Genomic DNA, 17,056 nt, shown 5'->3' on the forward strand with positions numbered 1-17,056 from the left:
CCGGGCGTTCGGCGCTCAAGGCTCGGCTGGCCGGGCACTCGGCGGCTGAAGTGACGCCGGTGGTTACGCATGCGACCCTGCGGCGATGGGTGAGCCATTTCTAGGAAGCGAAGCCATCGCGTGTGGACTGGTGACCAAGAGTCAATTGGACACGCGCTACCACCGCGTTTTTCGAGGGGTATACATCGATCGCGATGCCGAGCTCACCGCCGCGGTGCGCGCGAAGGCCGGGTGGTTGTGGACGGGCCGTCGCGGCGTCGTCGCGGGGTTCTCCGCTGCCGCGCTGCACGGAAGCAACTGGGTCGATGACAGCAGAGTCGTGGAACTAATCCACGACAACCACCATCGCTCGGCGGGCATACAGCTGCACCGAGACGCCGTCGCGGCGGATGAAATCGAAATCATCGGCGGTCTGGGGGTTACGTCGCCGCCGAGGACGGCGCTGGACCTCGGCTGTTGGTACCCGACCATGACCGCAGTGGCAGGGATCGACGCTCTCGCGGCGGCAACGGAAATCAAAGCGGCTGACGTGGAGCTGCTGGCACGGCGATACGTCGGACGCAGAGGCATTGCGCGAGCACGCCGAGCCGCGGACCTGTTTGATCCCGGGGCGCAGTCGCCCAAAGAATCATGGCTTCGCCTCGTGCTGATCGAGGCCGGCCTGCCGAGGCCCCAGACACAAATCCCGGTGCTCGATGAGTTCGGCAGGGTCTTCGCATATTTGGATATGGGATGGGGCGAGGTCAAAGTCGCCGTGGAGTACGACGGCGAGCAACACCGCAACGATCGCCGCCAATACACCTGGGACATCCGGCGATTGGAAAGGCTCGAGCGAGTCGGGTGGATCGTCATCCGGGTAGTGTCCGGCGACCGGCCGGCCGACATCATTGGCCGCGTCCGGGCCGCATGGGCTCGCCGAACATGCGGCTAGCCGCACAGTCGGCTGTAAGCCACTACGTGCGTGCGACAACCGGGAAGACGGTCTCCATTCCGCGCCGGCCCTTGATCTCCACCTGCTCGGAGACGCCCCAAACGTATTGCGCCGCGGCGGCGGCGTGAACGCTGGTGCTGACCATCACGGCCGGGCGCCCGGCCCGCCCGGCGATGCCGGCCAGCCGGAACGCCACGTTGGTCGCGTCGCCAATCACGGCCGTGACCGTTCTCGTCATTGCGGCGATCGCGGCCCGGCCCTGCACCACCCCCCAGCCCATGCGGATCGGCGAGCCGTCCGGGCTACGCAGCGGGAGTGTCGGCCCGAGCTCCTCGACCCTCCGGTTCGCGGCGAGCGCGAAGTCGATCGCGAGCTCATTGGCCTTTGGAATCGTCCGCAGCTCCCAGACGGCATACAGCGCATCGCCCGCGTAATGGTTGAGTGTGCCGCGGTGGGCACGCAGCACCTGGTTTAGGTCGTGCCACAGATAGTTCAGGCTCTGGGCGATCACCCGGTTGTCGGTGACCTCAGAGATCGTCGAGTAGTTGGTGATATCGCCGACCACCATGACCATGGTCTCCTCGGCGATCCGGGTCAGGGTCGGGCTGGTGTTGGTCAACCCCGCGGTTTTGAACCGGTCCGACCGGAAGATCAGCACCACGTCGCCTATCGAGATCTGGTCGTCGGGCTTGATGGGGACCTGCACGGCGCGCTCCAGCGGCATGCCGTTGAGCAACGTTCCGTTGGTGCTGGTGTCGATGAGGTAAGCCCGGTCGGTTACGACGTCCAAACGGATCTCGAGGTGGTTACGGGAGATGTTCGGGTCCGGGATAACCAGTCGGCGCGCTTCGTCGATGCCCGCGCACTGACGGCCGACGAATAGTTGATCGAAGATCGGCACGATTTTCTCGCCGCCGTTCAAGTGCATGACCAGATTGGCCTGCGGCTTGTCCAACCAATCGGAGCGCATGGCCTAGCGACCTCGCCGCACTCGAACGGCCGGGTGTGCGAGCGAGACCCGTCGTTGTCTGCCCCGCCCGCCCTGACCACCCTGTGCACACACTAAGCGTCTGCCATCTGAAGATGCTGAGCTGTTAGCTGCAGGGGTAATCGTATCCGACGCTCAGCGAACGAGAGCCGGTTGCGCTTCGAGAGCCGCCCGGGCCGCTTTCCGCCCGGCATCGAGGGCGGCGTCGATGTTTTTGAAGTCCAATGGACCGATCGCCGAGACGTCCGGCTCGATGATCGCCGTGACTCGGGGGAGCTCGCGCAGGTTCCACTTGGGGGCCGCAAGTTCGACGCTGCGAAGCAACGTGTCTTGCAGTGGTGGCAGGGCCACGTCCGTGCCCGTCACGAGCCGCCGGACGAACGCGGGAGGCTGAAGCTTCGCCGGCAGCGGGCCAAAGCCCTTCGACGGCACCCACGTTGTGCGCAGATCGACGCATATCACTTCGCCGTCCGGGTCGGCGCACATAACGTCGGCCGGCAGGATGTTCATCAGTCCGCCGTCGACGAGGAGCCGCTCGTGATGTTGCACCGGCGGCAGGAGGCCGGGTATCGAGATCGATGCGCGCACGGCGACCCACAGCAGCCCGCGCCGATGGATGATCTGGTCGCCCGTGATTATGTCGGTGGAGACGGAGAAGAACTCTCTCGGCAGCTGCTCGATCAGGGTGCCGCCACCGAAGAATCCCTCTATCAGACGGTCGACACGGCGACCTCGCGTGAGGGCTATCGCGGGGATCGTGTAGTCGCTGACCGGCCTGGTCTCCGCAACGTATTTCCGTGCCGCCGCGGTGCAATCCCGCGCGTTCAGCCCGAGCGCGAAGGTGGCGGCAGCGAGGGCACCAGAACTGGTTCCGCCGAACCGGTCGATGACGACGCCCGCCCGGGTGAGCTCTTCGTAGACGCCGTAATGCGCGAGGCCCCGAGCGCCCCCACCGCCGAGCACGAGCCCGAGGGAGCGCCCGGCGATTCTGCGGGCCAGCGCCCCGATGCCGTCGTCGTCGGCGGGGTGATGCGAGACCGGCTCCAGCAGATCCCACCACGTTGGGTCCGCCACGACGCCGCACGTGACCAGGTGGACCGGCCCCTGCGTGATGGGTGCTTCGAGCGATTCCGGCGGGCGGGCCTGATCGGCAAGGACCACGACCCGGTCACTTTGCGCGGTGACATACCGTCGCCAGCTGTCGCCCGAGCCCCGGTCGGCCACCAGCAGGACCCAATCGTTGCTTCGCTCGGCGCGGTCGAGGCCCTCGCTGAACGCGTCGACGAGCTCGCCGTAATGATTGGCTGCGGCCGTTGTTTCGACGGGCGGAGCGACGACGGCGGCTTGTCCGTGCGATCTCAAGCGAGCCGCGATCGCGTCGACGATCGGCATCGCGACCGCATCCCCGGTCGACACCACGCCGACGACCCGGCGACCGCGAGAGACGGTGGCGGCTCGTGACTCGCGCAGCATCACCGCCATCGCCCGGAACATCGCCGACTGCAGTTGCGGCGCCTTAGCGAGCACCTCGCTGAATGTGTCAGCGGCGATCCTCCAGACGACGCCGTCCCGAAGGGCTCGTACTCCGGCCGAGCGAGCGGCGCCGGTGATCACGCCCAGGTCTCCGATCGAGTCGCCGGACGCCATCTCACGAAGCACCTGTCCGTCGAGGCCGATGGCCGCGAATCGCCCCGAGGCGATTACGTAGATGGCGTCCGAGGGGTCGCCCAAGTGAAAGAGCCACTCGTTGGCGGCGACGTGCTGGCGACCTACGGTCTTCGTGAGCAGGTCGAGTTGTTCACCGTCGATCTCGGCGAATATCGGAATGCTCCGCAGTGCGGTTCGCTCGTCGGCCGCACGCGGTTCGGGCGACTGCCCCTCAGCGACCATGCAAGGACGAAAGCATATTGCGCCGGTTAGCGGTAGTCCGCACGACGTGAGGGCGCTACGCGGGGACCAGCTCGACGCCGCTCAGCACGACGGCGTTGTCGCGCGACGGCGCGACGACGGTGGCCGCGTAACGGCCGTTCTCCTTCCAGATGCCCACCTTGAGGGTTTCCCCGGGGTAGGCCACGCCGGCGAACCGCGCGCCGTAGGCCGCCACCGCCCCGGCGTCGCCGTCGAGCAGCGCATCGGTGATCGCCTTGCAGGTCATGCCGTAGGTGCATAGGCCGTGCAGGATCGGCCTGGGAAACCCTGCGGCAGCTGCGAATTCGGGATCGGAGTGCAGCGGGTTGCGGTCGCCGCACAGCCGGTACAGCAACGCCTGCTGCGGCAGGATCGGCACGTCGACCTCCAGGTCGGGGGCCCGGTCCGGCGCGGCGTCGGACGATGACGGCCCGCGCTCGCCGCCGAAGCCGCCCTCGCCGCGGGCGAAGATCGAGCGCCGCTGCGTCCACAGCAGCGTGCCGTCCGGGGCGCTGACCGTCGTCTCGCTCCAGATCACCGCGGCCTTGCCCTTGTCCCAGATATCGGTGAACCGGGTGACGGCCTTGGCCGAGCCCGACGGCGGCAGCGGCCCGGGCACCTCGACCCGCTCGCTGGCGTGCAACACCTTGGCCAGCTCGATGTCGATGCCGGGGAACTGCACCGTCGGCGGCTTGGTCATATGAAAGGTGGCGGCGACGTTGCCGAACGTCGGCAGCACCTGCGGGGTGTCGTCCACCAGATAGCGCAGCTCGCGCGGATCCATCGGGTCCGAGCCGGCGCCCAAGCCCAGGTGATAGAGCTGGATATCGCTGCTGGCCCAAGAGAATTCGATGGGATCCAGCTCGGCGTTCAGCGCGACGTCGACATCGATCGGCATTTCAGTTAGTCCCCGCGATGTGCAGCGCGGCGAGGTAGCCAAAGGTCATCGCCGGCCCGATGGTGCCGCCCGGGCCGGGATAGGTGTGGCCCATCACCGGCGCGCTCACATTGCCTGCGGCGTAAAGGCCTTCGATCACGCTGCCGTCGTCGCGCAGCGCCCGGCCGTGCACGTCGGTGCGGATGCCGCCCTTGGTGCCCAGGTCCCCGGGCACCATCTTGGCGGCGTAGAAAGGCGCGTGGCTGATCTCACCGAGGTTGGCGTTCGGCTTGTTGGTGGGATCACCGTAGTAGCGGTCGTAGGCGCTCTCCCCGCGGTGGTAGTCCTCGTCGACGCCGGAGCGCGCGAAACCGTTGAACCGCTCGACGGTGGCGGTGAAGTCGGACACCGGCAGACCGGCCTTCTCGGCCAGCTGCTCGAGGGTGTCGGCCTGGATGATCACTCCCGAATCCAGCCACTTGCGCGGGATGCGTTGGCCCGGTTGCAGTCCCGCGAAGATGTAGCGGTCGCGGTACTGCTGGTCGAACACCAGCCACGCCGGGATGTTCTCGCCGGGTCCGGGACCCTGGCCGAATTCGCCGCCGTACATGTGATGGCATGCCTCGACGTACGGCATCGATTCGTTCATGAATCGCTTGCCGGACATGTTGACGATGATCGACCCGGGCGAGTTGCGCTCGGACAACGCGAACCACGGCGCGCCCACCAGCGGCACCGTCGGGCCCCACCAGGCGTCCTCCATCAGATCCAATGCGGCGCCCAGCTTTTCGCCCGCGAGAATGCCGTCGCCGGTGTTGGCCTTGGCCCCGACGGTCCATTCGGTGGTGATGGGGGCGCGTTGGTATTTCACCCGCATCTGTTCGTTGTGCTCAAACCCGCCGCTGGCCAAGATCACGCCGCGCCGGGCCCGAATCAGTTGGGGATCAACGGAATCCGATGTTGTGGTATCGCGAACGTACACCCCGCGCACCACCCCGTCCTCGACGTAGAGATCGGTGAGCGCAGTATTGAGCAGCACCGGAACACCGGCGCGCTGCAACCCGATGCGCAGCGGCCCGATCAGCGCCCGGCCCATGCCGACCAGGTTCTTGCCGGTCGCCTTGGCCCACATCGTGCGCGCGCCCACCTTCAAGCTGCGCGCCACGCCCCGCGGATGCCGCTTGAGCTGGTTGAGCCGCACGTAGTCCTGTTGCATCACAACGACGTTGAGCGGCACCTTGCCGTACGCGGGCTCCAGCCCCGCCTCGTCGGCGCCGAGCTTGCGGGCGTTGAACGGCTTGGGTTCGATCGAGCGCCCGCCGGCACGGCCACCGGGCGCCTCGGGGTAGTAGTCGGAATAGCGGGGCACCCAGCACATCTTCAGTGGCGTGTGCTTCAGCACGAAGGACAGCATCTCCGGACCGCGTTCGAGGTAGGTGTCGATGCGCTCCGGCTCCACGATGTCGCCGATGATCCCGTGCAGGTAGGTCCGGGCCGCCTCGGGCGTGTCCTTCACCCCGTCGCGCTTGAGCACCTCGTTGTTCGGAATCCACACTCCGCCCCCGGACCGCGCGGTGGAGCCGCCGAAATGCGGGGCCTTCTCGATGACTACTGTCGAAAGGCCTCGGTGCGCGGCGGTAAGGGCGGCCACCATGCCGGCTCCGCCGCTCCCGACCACGACGACGTCGTACTCCTGCGATGTCATGTAGAACACGTTATAGAATTGCCCGGGTTGGGCGCTACCGGCCCGGTCACGAGAACGAGGGGACTTCGGTAAATGCTCAGTGTTGCGATCCGCGACGAGCTGGCTGCCGACCTGGCGCAAGCCGAGCGCAGCCGCGAGCCCATCGCCCCGTTGACCGCGGCATACCCGGACATCGACGTCGTCGACGCCTACGAGATTCAGCTGATCAACATCCGCCAGCGCGTGGCCGAGGGCGCCCGGGTGCTGGGCCACAAAGTCGGGCTGTCCAGCAAGGCCATGCAGCAGATGATGGGCGTGGACGAGCCGGACTACGGCCACCTGCTCGACGAGATGCAGGTCTTCGAGGACGTCCCGGTCAAGGCGGGCCGCTACCTGTACCCGCGGGTCGAGGTCGAGGTGGGTTTCATCCTGTCCGACGACCTGCCGGGCGCCGGCTGCACCGAGGACGACGTGCTGGCGGCCACCGAGGCCCTGGTCCCGTCGATCGAGCTGATCGACACCCGCATCACCGACTGGAAGATCGCGCTGTGCGACACCATCGCCGACAACGCCTCGTCGGCGGGTTTCGTGCTGGGGGAGGCGAGGGTGTCGCCGGCCGACATCGACGTCAAGGCGATCGACGCGGTGCTGACCCGCAACGGCGAGGTGATCGCCGAGGGCCGCAGCGACGCCGTGCTGGGCAACCCTGTCACCGCGGTCGCATGGTTGTCCCGCAAGGTGGAAAGCTTCGGGGTGCGGCTGCGAAAGGGTGACATCGTGTTACCGGGATCGTGCACGCGAGCGATAGATGCACGCGCGGGAGATGAATTCGTCGCCGACTTCACGGGATTGGGTTCCGTGCGGTTGTCCTTTGAATAGCGCCGGAATAGCTTTGAATTAGTCCAGAAAACGAGGAGCATCATGCCGTCCAAGGCGAGTGTTGCCATTGTCGGGTCGGGAAACATCAGCACCGACCTGCTCTACAAGCTTCTCCGGTCGGACTGGCTGGAACCCCGCTGGATGGTGGGCATCGACCCGGAAAGCGAAGGCTTGGCGAGGGCCCGCAAACTCGGCTTGGAGACGACCCACGAGGGGGTCGACTGGTTGCTGGCGCAGCCGGAGAAACCCGACCTGGTGTTCGAGGCGACCAGCGCCTACGTGCACCGTGACGCGGCGCCGAAATACGCGGCCGCCGGCATCCGGGCCATCGACCTGACCCCGGCCGCGGTGGGCCCGGCGGTGATCCCGCCGGCGAACCTGCGTGAGCATCTGGACGCGCCCAACGTCAACATGATCACCTGTGGCGGGCAGGCCACCATCCCGATCGTCTACGCCGTCAGTCGCGCGTTGGTCGAAAAAGGGGGGGTTCCCTACGCGGAAATCGTGGCGTCGGTGGCCTCGGTCTCCGCGGGACCGGGCACCCGCGCCAACATCGACGAGTTCACCAAGACCACCAGCAAGGGCGTCGAGACCATCGGCGGCGCCAAGCGCGGCAAGGCCATCATCATCCTGAACCCCGCCGACCCGCCGATGATCATGCGCGACACCATCTTCTGCGCTATCCCCGAGGATGCCGATCGCGACGCCATCGCCAAGTCAATTCACGACGTCGTCGCCGAGGTGCAGACTTACGTGCCCGGATACCGGCTGCTCAACGAGCCGCAGTTCGACGACCCGTCGCTCAACTCCGGCGGTCAGGCGCTGGTCACCACGTTCGTCGAGGTCGAGGGCGCCGGGGATTACCTGCCGCCGTACGCGGGCAACCTCGACATCATGACCGCGGCGGCGACCAAGGTCGGCGAGGAGATCGCAAAGGAATCCTTGACCGCATCGGCGGGAGGAGCGCAGGCATGACTACCGATATTTTCTTCAACCCGATCTGGGACGTGCGGATGACGGATACGTCGCTGCGGGACGGGTCCCACCACAAGCGCCACCAGTTCACCAAGGACGAGGTCGGCGCGATCGTGGCCGCCCTGGACGCCGCGGGCGTGCCCGTGATCGAGGTGACCCACGGGGACGGGCTGGGTGGCTCGAGCTTCAACTACGGGTTCTCCAAGACACCCGAGCAGGAGCTGATCAAGCTCGCGGCCGAGACCGCCAAAGAGGCCAAGATCGCGTTCCTGATGCTGCCCGGCGTGGGCACCAAAGAGGACATCAAGGAAGCGCAGGACAACGGCGGCTCGATCTGCCGCATTGCCACGCACTGCACCGAGGCCGACGTCTCGATCCAGCACTTCGGGCTGGCCCGGGAGCTGGGGCTGGAAACCGTCGGCTTTCTGATGATGGCCCACACCATCCCGCCGGAGAAGCTGGCGGCCCAGGCCCGCATCATGGCCGACGCCGGATGTCAGTGCGTCTACGTGGTCGACTCGGCCGGGGCGCTGGTCCTCGAAGGAGTGCGCGACCGGGTCGCGGCGCTGGTCGCCGAACTCGGCGACGACGCCCAGGTCGGCTTCCATGGCCACGAAAACCTGGGACTGGGGGTGGCCAACTCCGTGGAGGCCGTCCGGGCCGGCGCCAAGCAGATCGACGGCTCCTGCCGCCGGTTCGGGGCCGGTGCGGGCAACGCGCCGGTCGAGGCCCTGATCGGGGTGTTCGACAAAATCGGCGTGAAGACCGGCATCGACTTCTTCGACATCGCCGACGCCGCCGAGGACGTCGTGCGTCCAGCCATGCCGGCCGAATGCGTGCTCGACCGCAACGCCCTGATCATAGGGTACTCGGGTGTCTACTCGAGCTTCCTCAAGCACGCCGTGCGCCAGGCGGAGCGCTACGGGGTGCCCGCGCACGCGCTGTTGCACCGGGCCGGTCAGCGCAAGCTCATCGGCGGCCAGGAGGACCAGCTGATCGACATCGCCCTGGAGATCAAGCGCGAACAACAGAGTGGCGCGGTCGTCACGCATTAGGACGTCTCGACGCCGACTGTATTGATTCGACTTAGAATTCTTTGAAAACGGCGGAAGGCACCGATCCTCCGTCGGCCTTGGCCTAGCGTTGTTCTGTCGACTGCATGCGTGAGGGGTTTGGATGAGTTTTTTCACGTTGCCGCCGGAGATCAACTCGCTGCTGATGTACGCCGGTGCGGGTTCGGCTCCGATGCTGGAGGCGGCGGCGGCCTGGAACGGGCTGGCGTCTGAGTTGTCGTCTGCCGCGCAGTCGTTTGCATCGGTGACGTCGACGTTGGCCGGCCAGGCGTGGCAGGGTGCGGCCGCGCAGGCGATGGCGGCGGCGGCGGCGCCATACGCCGGGTGGTTGAATGCGGCGGCCGCGCAGGCGGCCGGGGCCGCGGCCCAGGCCCAGGCGGTCGTCAGCGCGTTCGAGTCCGCGCTTGCCGCGACGGTGCATCCCTTGCAGGTGGAGGCCAACCGCAACGGCCTGGTCCAGTTGGTGATGAGCAACCTGTTCGGCCAGAACTGGCCGGCGATCGCGGAGACCGAGTTCAACTACATGGAGATGTGGGCCCAGGACGTGACGGCGATGGTGGGCTACCACGGCGGCGCCTCGGCGGCGGCCGGGCAATTGCTCTCGGGGCAGGCGAGTCTGCCCCCGATTCCGAGCCTGCCCGGGCTGGGCGGCATCGGCGCCGGCGGCTCGAGCCCGGCGGGCAGTACCGCCGCCGCCGGCACGGGCGGAGCAGCCGCGGCCAGCTCGGGTGGCGGGGGCGGCGGCGCGGGCGGTGTGGCCGCGGGTGGCGCCGCTGGCGGCGGCGGTGGAGGCGATACGGCCGGTAGCGCGGTCGCTGCCGGGGGTGCGGACAGCGGTTACGCGAGTGGTGTCGGCACCGCCGATCCCAACGCCGGCGCCGCAGCCACCGGCGGCAGCTACATCGGAACCGGAGATCCGGCCGCGGCGAACGCCGCTGCCGTCAGTGGCGGTGGTGGCGGCTCTGCCCCCGGCATGGGGATGCTCGGGGCCGGTGGTATGGGCGCGATGATGATGGCGTCCGCCGCGATGGGGGCGTCGGGTTCGTCGACCACGCCGTCGGCGCAGCAGGTTCCGCCGGCCAAGGTGGCGGAGGAAACCGCGCCCGCTGGGCCGCCAGTCGAGGAAGCGGTGGCCCCGGAAGTCGAGGAAGCGATTCCGGTGGCTGCAACACCTCTCGGGACGACACAGGCCGCGGCCGGGCCGGCCGCGGAGATCTCGGCGGTCGAACCCAAGGCCGCGGGAGCACGGGAGACATCGGAGGCGGGGGAGCGCGAGCGAGTGGCGTTGGCGCTCGACGATGTACCGGAAGCCGAAGCGCGGGCCAACTAACCTTCGGCCCGGATCGGTAGCCGTCGCCGCGGGTAGTGTTGATCGCGATGTCTCTGGCAAAGGAGTGATCCGATGACCGTGAAAACTCTCAGCCCCGTTCGGCGCGGACTGTGTGGCCTGGTTGCCGCCGGTCTGCTGAGCGCCCCTGTGCTCGTGTCGCCGCTGGCTGGCGCCGATCCCCAATGCGATCAGACCGTGGGTCAATCCATCGACTCGTACCTGACCCGGCATCCGGACGTGAAGCAGCAGCTGCAGGCCAGGTCCCAGGCCGAGGGTAGCGGCGGCAACGTCATCGACTACCTGAATCGGCACCCCGATGTGCGGCAGCATCTGATCGACCTGTCCCAACAGTGCGTGCCCTAGCGAGCGGGTGTCGTCTCGAAACGCCGTCGGCGACGCGCGGGAACGTTCGCCATTGACTAAAAAGTAGAACACGTTCTAGGTTTAGGCGTGTTCTCTGATCCCCTCACCAATGCGATCGCCGAGGCCGAGCAGCTGGTGGCTGCCGCGCCGTTCATCGAGACCGAAGCCGACCTGCTGGAAGGGCTGCAGTACTTGGCCGGCTGCATCGCGGGGTGTACGCATCTCGCCTTCGATTACGAGCGCGACCATCCGTTCCTGCAGTCGGGCACCGGGCCGTTCACGAAGATGGGCCTCGATAACCCCGACACCCTCTACTTCGGCACCCGGGTGCAGGCCAACCACGACTACGTCGTGACCGGCAGGCGCGGGACCACCACCGACCTCAGTTTTCAGCTGCTCGGTGGTGAGTACACCGACGACAACGTGCCCGCCAGCCAGGCCGCCTTCGACGACCGCGAGCTCGACATCGCCGCGGATGGCAGCTTCGAATGGCGAGTGCGCCCAAACAGCCCCGGGCAGTTGGTGATTCGCGAGGTATACGGGGACTGGTCGGCTCAGCGCGGCACGCTCACCATTTCCCGGCTGGACACCGCGGGCACCGCCCCGCCACCACTGACCCGCCAGACGATCGAAAAGCGTTATGCCACAGCGGGCAAGCAACTCGTCAACAGGGTGAAGACCTGGTTGGAGTTTCCGAAGTGGTTCTACCTGGACATCCCGGTCAACACCATGGTCCCGCCTAGGCTGACCCCCGGGGGGCTGGCGACGCAGTACTCGTCGGTCGGGCATTTCGACCTGAACCCCGACCAGGCGCTGGTGATCACGATCCCGGTCTCGGACGCCCCCTACCTCGGCTTCCAGCTGGGCAGCATGTGGTACATCTCGCTGGACTACATCAACCACCAGACCTCGCTCAACAACACTCAGGCGCAAGCGGATCCGGACGGCAAGGTCCGCATCGTCGTCGCCGACCAGAACCCGGGCGTGACCAACTGGGTGGAAACGCTTGGGCATCGGCGCGGCTTCTTGCAGTTCCGCTGGCAACGAGTGTCGCGTGAGCTGACCGACGCCGACGGTCCCACCGTCGAGCTGGTCGACTTCGACGCCGTACCCGCCGCGTTGCCGTATTTTGAGCACAACAAGATCTCCGAGGACCAGTGGCGCGAGCGAATCACGTTGCGCCAACAGCAAATCGCGACAAGGATGCTGGGGTGACGATGTCAGGAATGCTCGAGGGGAAGGTCGTCGCCATCAGCGGCGTCGGGCCGGGGCTTGGTACCACGCTGGCGCACCGGTGTTCGCGTGACGGTGCCGACCTGGTGCTGGCGGCGCGCTCCCTCGACCGGCTGGAGGCCGTCGCCAAGCAGATCAACGACACCGGGCACAAGGCGTTGGCGGTGCGCGCCGACATCACCGACGACGAGGAGGTGGCCTACCTCGTCGAGACCACCATGGGCACCTACGGCAAGGTGGACGTGCTGATCAACAACGCGTTCCGGGTGCCGTCGATGAAACCGTTGGCCGGCACGTCGTTTCAGCACATCCGTGACGCGATCGAGCTGAGCGCCCTGGGGGCGCTACGCCTCATCCAGGGCTTTACGCCCGCCCTTGAGGCGTCGTCGGGATCCGTCGTGAATGTCAACTCCATGGTGCTGCGGCACTCCCAGGCGAAGTACGGCGCCTACAAGATGGCCAAGTCCGCCCTGCTGGCCATGTCGCAGTCGCTGGCCACCGAGCTGGGGGAGAAGGGGATTCGCGTCAATTCCGTTGCCCCTGGCTATATCTGGGGCGACACGTTGCAGAGCTACTTCGAGCATCAAGCCGGCAAGTACGGCACTACGGTGGACCAGATCTACCAGGCCACCGCGGCGAATTCCGACCTCAAGCGCCTGCCCACCGAGGACGAGGTGGCTTCGGCGATTCTTTTCCTGGCCAGCGACCTGTCCAGCGGCATCACCGGGCAGACCCTGGACGTCAACTGCGGGGAGTACCACACCTGATGCCTGACCGTACAGATGTAGCCACGGTCGACGAGCTGCACGCATCGGCCTCGAAGCTGGTCGGCCTCGACGACTTCGGGGCCGACGACGACAACTACCGTGAGGCGCTGGAGGTGCTGCTCGACTCCTACCGGCGCGAAGCGGACCTAACGGTGTTGGGCAGCAAGATGAATCGGTTCTTCCTGCGCGGCGCGCTGGTGGCCCGGCTGCTCTCCGAAGCCTCCTGGAAGCAGTATCCCGAGCACGCCGAGGTGGTGATCGAACGGCCGATCTTCGTGACCGGGCTGGTGCGCACCGGCACCACGGCGCTGCACCGGTTGCTCGGCGCCGACCCCGCGCATCAGGGCCTGCACATGTGGCTCGCGGAGTTCCCGCAGCCGCGCCCGCCCCGCGAAGAATGGGACTCGAACCCGTTCTATCGCCAGCTCGACGCCCAATTCACCCGGCACCACCAGGAAAATCCCGGCTACACCGGCCTGCACTTTATGGCCGCGTACGAGCTGGAGGAGTGCTGGCAGCTGCTGCGGCAGTCGCTGCATTCGGTGTCCTACGAAACCCTGTCTCATCTGCCCAGCTACTCAAAGTGGTTGTCGCAGCAGGACTGGACGCCGTCGTATCGCCGGCACCGCAAGAACCTTCAGCTGATCGGGCTCAACGACGCCGACAAGCGCTGGGTGCTGAAGAACCCCAGCCACCTCTTCGCGCTGGACGCCTTGATGGCGACCTATCCCGACGCGCTGGTGATCCAGACCCACCGGCCCGTGGAGACGATCATGGCCTCGATGTGCTCGCTGGCCCAGCACACAGCGGAGGGCTGGTCGGAGACCTTCGTCGGACCCCGGATCGGTGCCGACGCAATGGAAACCTGGTCGCGTGGGCTGGAATGTTTTAACACCGCCCGCGCCAAATACGATCCGGCTCAGTTCTACGACGTCCACTACCGCGACCTGATCGCCGACCCGTTGGGCACTGTGGCCGACATCTACCGGCACTTCGGCCTGACGCTGACTGACGAGGCGCGGGCCGCCATGGAAAAGAGCCACGCTGCAAGCCAATCCGGCGAGCGGGCGCCCAAACACACGTATTCGCTCGCCGACTACGGGCTGACCGTCGAAGAGGTCAAGGAGCGGTTCGCCGGACTGTAGCCCGCGAGTTGCTCATGTCGGTCATGGCCGCCACACCAGCCTCTGCGCCGGGCGGCATCCAATGCGCCCGCCTCACAGCGACAATCGGTTAGCCGGTGACGTTGTCGCTATGAGGCGGGCACAACGAGTGCCCGCCCAGACAGGGGCCCATGTGGCGAATGTGACTGCCCGGGGTGGTTAGTCCGGATCCTCGGGGTGGTCGAGGTAGCCCTCGGCGGCGGCATGCTCGATGCTGTCGCTGAGCTTCGGGCAGGCACGCGCACGCGCGGTGTCGCCACCGGATTCGCGAATCTCGGTGAAGTACGCGCAACGCTGCGCCGCCTGGGTGTTCCACTGCACCGCGGTGTGACCCGGGCCGAGCCTCTTGACCGTGACCGTGACGTGGCAGAACCGGCAGTCCACCGGCAGCAGGCCTGACGTCAGGTAACGCTCACGATCCGCGCGGCTGGCTTCGGCGACCGCGGCGGCGCGTTGCGGGTCGTCGGCGAAATCCCTTGATTTCGACCAGGGTCCCGTCCCGCCGTTTGGCGCGGGCGGTTCGTCGTGATCGTGATGATCGCCGTGCAGCAGCAGCATCGATCGGGCGAGCCGATCGACGTCGGGTACTGCCGGCTGGTCGTCGGGCATGGTCTCAGTGCTGCTCGGCGGGTACGCCTTCGGATTGGGATTCGGATTCCCGTGCCTTCAGGTTCTCCTCGACCTCGACGTTCCAGTGTTCGATGGCGCGGGTGGTGTCGATCTCAATCTCGAAGCGCTCCACCATTTCTGGCGTGATGTCGGCGACGTCGACGTAGAACTGCTGGTACCAGCGGCGCAGCTGATAGACGGCGCCGTCCTCCTCGACCAGCAGGGGGTTGTCGATCCGGGTCTTGTGCTGCCAGATCTCGACGTCCTGCAGGAAGCCCTTGCTGACCCCTTCGGTGAAGACCCGCGAGAGCTTGTCGGTCATCTTTTCGTCCATGCCCTTGGGCTTTTCGACGATGACGCCCCACTGCAACACGAACGAGTTCTGGGTGACCGGGTAGTGGCAGTTGATCAGGATCGACTCGGCCTTGTAGCCGCCGTAGCTGTTGTGCAGCCAGTTGATCATGAATGACGGCCCGAAGTAGGAGGCCTCCGAATCCAGGTGCGCCTCACCGTAAGACGTCCCCAGGTCGTCGACGTCGGGCCGGCCCACGTTGTGCAGGTACTGCGAGGCGATGTGGCCCTCGAAGACGTTCTTGAAATACGTCGGCAGCCCGAAATGGATGTAGAAGAAGTGCGCCATGTCGGTGACGTTGTCGATGATGTCGCGGCAGTTGGATCCCTCGATGAGGATGCGGTTCCAACGCCATTCGGTCCATTCGTCGCTGTGCGCCTCGGGGATCTCGGGGATCCTGACCGCGGGGTCCGGCGGATTGCCCTCGTGGTCGTGCCAGACGAACAGCAGGCCGCCGCGCACGTCGGTCGTCCAGGAGCGCGTGCGCGCGGTCTTGGGTGTGCGCTTGGCGTAAGGCACCAGCTTGCAGCGGCCGTCGCCGCCCCAGCGCCAGTCGTGGAACGGGCAGGCGACCTCGTCGCCCTTGATGGTGCCCTCGGACAGGTCGCCGCCCATGTGCCGGCAGTAGCCGTCGAGCACCTTCAAATCCCCGTGCGAGTCGGCGAAGACCACCAGTTTGGTGCCGAATGCCTGCACGGAGTGCGGCTTGCCGTCGCGGAACTCCTCCGCGACGCCCAGGCAATGCCAGCCCCGGGCATATCTCGTCGGCAAGGCGCCCGGATCAATTTCCCGGATGCCGACCGCCTTGGTGTCGGTACTCACCTGTCACCTCCAGTGCTCTCTAATTAGAACACGTTACAGTTTTGGGCCGCGCTGGCGCAATGAGCGCTGGTCTGGCCGCGTTACCGCGGGCATATTGGCGCAAGGTATATCTAGACGATGCCGCTGTTTGCTTTCGAGGGCCGCTCGCCGCGCGTCGATCCGACCGCGTTCGTGGCCCCGACCGCGACCCTGATCGGTGACGTCACCGTCGAGGCGGGGGCGTCGGTCTGGTTCAACGCCGTGCTGCGCGGCGACTACGGGCCGATCGTGGTGCGGGAAGGCGCCAACGTTCAGGACGGGTCGGTGTTGCACGCCCCGCCCGGCATCCCGGTGGACATCGGACCGGGCGCGACGGTGGCGCACATGTGCGTCATCCACGGCGTGCACGTCGGGAAGGAGGCGCTGATCGCCAACCACGCCACCGTTCTGGACGGCGCGGTGATCGGCGCGCGCAGCCTGATCGCCGCCGGGTCACTGGTGCTGGCGGGCACCCAGATTCCGGCCGGGATGCTGGCGGTCGGCGCGCCGGCGCAGGTGAAGGGCCCGGTCGCCGGGACGGGCGCGGAGATGTGGGTCAACATCAACCCGCAGGCCTATCGCGATCTGGCACAGCGCCACCTCGCGGGGCTGGAGCCGATCTAGCGCTTAGCCGGGTGACGTCTATCGGCTTGCGGCATAGCAGGTTTCACAGTCGAGAACTTTCGGGTGCTTGCTGCTGCGCGCCGTGTCCTCTCGAATTGCCGCTCAGCCCTTGCCAATTAGGTCAGGCCTGGCGCCCCGGGGAAACCCAACAACAGCCCACGGGCTCCACCGGTGCCGCCATTGCCGATGGTGGCGGGCGAATTGCCGCCGTTGCCGCCATTACCACCGTTGCCGACGAGCTGGGCGTTGCCGCCGTTGCCGCCGGTACCGCCCACTCCCACAGCGGCGATCGCCTCGCCGCCCGCGCCGCCAGTGCCGCCAGATCCGATCAGCCCGGCCTTGCCTCCGTTGCCACCAGCCCCGCCGGATGCACCGAGTCCGCCGGCACCGCCCGCGCCACCGTCGCCGTTGAGCGTGCCGCCGGCGCCGCCGTCCCCGCCGATGCCCCCGAGCGTTCCGC

At 67.0% G+C, this 17,056-nt stretch carries 16 protein-coding genes and 1 pseudogene; 10 read left to right on the forward strand and 7 right to left on the reverse strand.

Annotated features, from left to right (window positions below):
* Positions 1-85 precede the first annotated feature (85 nt).
* The gene (locus AWB92_RS28470; RefSeq protein WP_085191648.1) at positions 86-931 is read left to right on the forward strand and encodes a DUF559 domain-containing protein; all 846 of its coding nucleotides are present in this window, start codon (positions 86-88) and stop codon (positions 929-931) included.
* Between the two features lie 22 nt (positions 932-953).
* Here the strand turns inward: AWB92_RS28470 and AWB92_RS28475 are convergent, their stop codons facing one another.
* From AWB92_RS28475 to kstD, 4 genes are all read right to left on the reverse strand, one after another.
* Positions 954-1,901, reverse strand: coding sequence for an adenylate/guanylate cyclase domain-containing protein (locus AWB92_RS28475; protein ID WP_241523629.1), 948 nt, complete (start codon positions 1,899-1,901; stop codon positions 954-956).
* 153 nt (positions 1,902-2,054) lie between these two features.
* Positions 2,055-3,809, reverse strand: a complete 1,755-nt coding sequence (locus AWB92_RS28480; protein ID WP_085191650.1) for a patatin-like phospholipase family protein — start codon at positions 3,807-3,809, stop codon at positions 2,055-2,057.
* A gap of 55 nt (positions 3,810-3,864) precedes the next feature.
* Complete coding sequence (locus AWB92_RS28485; RefSeq protein ID WP_085191652.1) at positions 3,865-4,725, reverse strand: MaoC family dehydratase; 861 nt, start codon at positions 4,723-4,725, stop codon at positions 3,865-3,867.
* Between the two features lies 1 nt (position 4,726).
* Entirely contained in the window at positions 4,727-6,409 is a 1,683-nt protein-coding gene (gene kstD, locus AWB92_RS28490; RefSeq protein WP_085191689.1) for a 3-oxosteroid 1-dehydrogenase, read from the reverse strand.
* A 72-nt stretch (positions 6,410-6,481) separates the two neighbouring features.
* Between kstD and AWB92_RS28495 the strand changes: the two genes are divergently transcribed.
* The 8 genes from AWB92_RS28495 (at position 6,482) to AWB92_RS28530 (ending at position 14,153) form a co-directional block, all read left to right on the forward strand.
* Positions 6,482-7,267 carry a 2-keto-4-pentenoate hydratase gene (locus AWB92_RS28495; protein WP_085191654.1) on the forward strand — a complete coding sequence of 262 codons (786 nt, stop codon included), beginning with the start codon at positions 6,482-6,484 and terminating at the stop codon, positions 7,265-7,267.
* A gap of 42 nt (positions 7,268-7,309) precedes the next feature.
* Entirely contained in the window at positions 7,310-8,242 is a 933-nt protein-coding gene (locus tag AWB92_RS28500; RefSeq protein WP_085191656.1) for an acetaldehyde dehydrogenase (acetylating), read from the forward strand.
* Entirely contained in the window at positions 8,239-9,297 is a 1,059-nt protein-coding gene (gene dmpG, locus AWB92_RS28505) for a 4-hydroxy-2-oxovalerate aldolase (protein WP_085191658.1), read from the forward strand. The genes AWB92_RS28500 and dmpG overlap by 4 nt, the downstream gene beginning before the upstream one ends.
* 121 nt (positions 9,298-9,418) lie before the next feature.
* A complete protein-coding gene (locus AWB92_RS28510; protein ID WP_085191660.1) occupies positions 9,419-10,645 on the forward strand; it encodes a PPE family protein in 1,227 nt (408 codons plus the stop codon).
* Positions 10,646-10,717: 72 nt separating this feature from the next.
* Complete coding sequence (locus AWB92_RS28515; protein ID WP_085191662.1) at positions 10,718-11,008, forward strand: hypothetical protein; 291 nt, start codon at positions 10,718-10,720, stop codon at positions 11,006-11,008.
* Positions 11,009-11,095: 87 nt separating this feature from the next.
* Positions 11,096-12,223: a hypothetical protein gene (locus AWB92_RS28520; RefSeq protein ID WP_085191664.1), complete on the forward strand. Its 1,128-nt coding sequence runs from the start codon at positions 11,096-11,098 to the stop codon at positions 12,221-12,223.
* A 2-nt stretch (positions 12,224-12,225) separates the two neighbouring features.
* The gene (locus AWB92_RS28525) at positions 12,226-13,008 is read left to right on the forward strand and encodes an SDR family oxidoreductase (RefSeq protein WP_085191665.1); all 783 of its coding nucleotides are present in this window, start codon (positions 12,226-12,228) and stop codon (positions 13,006-13,008) included.
* On the forward strand, positions 13,008-14,153 hold the full coding sequence (locus tag AWB92_RS28530) for a sulfotransferase (protein ID WP_085191667.1): 1,146 nt from the start codon (positions 13,008-13,010) through the stop codon (positions 14,151-14,153). Before AWB92_RS28525 ends, AWB92_RS28530 begins: the two co-directional genes overlap by 1 nt.
* A gap of 177 nt (positions 14,154-14,330) precedes the next feature.
* On the opposite strand, the gene AWB92_RS28535 is transcribed toward AWB92_RS28530, so the two are convergent.
* Both AWB92_RS28535 and AWB92_RS28540 read right to left on the reverse strand, forming a co-directional pair.
* Positions 14,331-14,780: a hypothetical protein gene (locus tag AWB92_RS28535; protein WP_085191670.1), complete on the reverse strand. Its 450-nt coding sequence runs from the start codon at positions 14,778-14,780 to the stop codon at positions 14,331-14,333.
* 4 nt (positions 14,781-14,784) lie between these two features.
* The gene (locus tag AWB92_RS28540; RefSeq protein ID WP_068105474.1) at positions 14,785-15,954 is read right to left on the reverse strand and encodes a Rieske 2Fe-2S domain-containing protein; all 1,170 of its coding nucleotides are present in this window, start codon (positions 15,952-15,954) and stop codon (positions 14,785-14,787) included.
* 117 nt (positions 15,955-16,071) lie between these two features.
* On the opposite strand from AWB92_RS28540, the gene AWB92_RS28545 reads away from it, so the two are divergent.
* Positions 16,072-16,596, forward strand: a complete 525-nt coding sequence (locus AWB92_RS28545; RefSeq protein WP_085191672.1) for a gamma carbonic anhydrase family protein — start codon at positions 16,072-16,074, stop codon at positions 16,594-16,596.
* A 116-nt stretch (positions 16,597-16,712) separates the two neighbouring features.
* Here the strand turns inward: AWB92_RS28545 and AWB92_RS29930 are convergent.
* Positions 16,713-17,056 (reverse strand): annotated as a pseudogene (locus tag AWB92_RS29930) (hypothetical protein); the annotation flags it as partial.

Source organism: Mycobacterium sp. IEC1808 (genome assembly GCF_002101935.1).
Taxonomy (GTDB): domain Bacteria; phylum Actinomycetota; class Actinomycetes; order Mycobacteriales; family Mycobacteriaceae; genus Mycobacterium.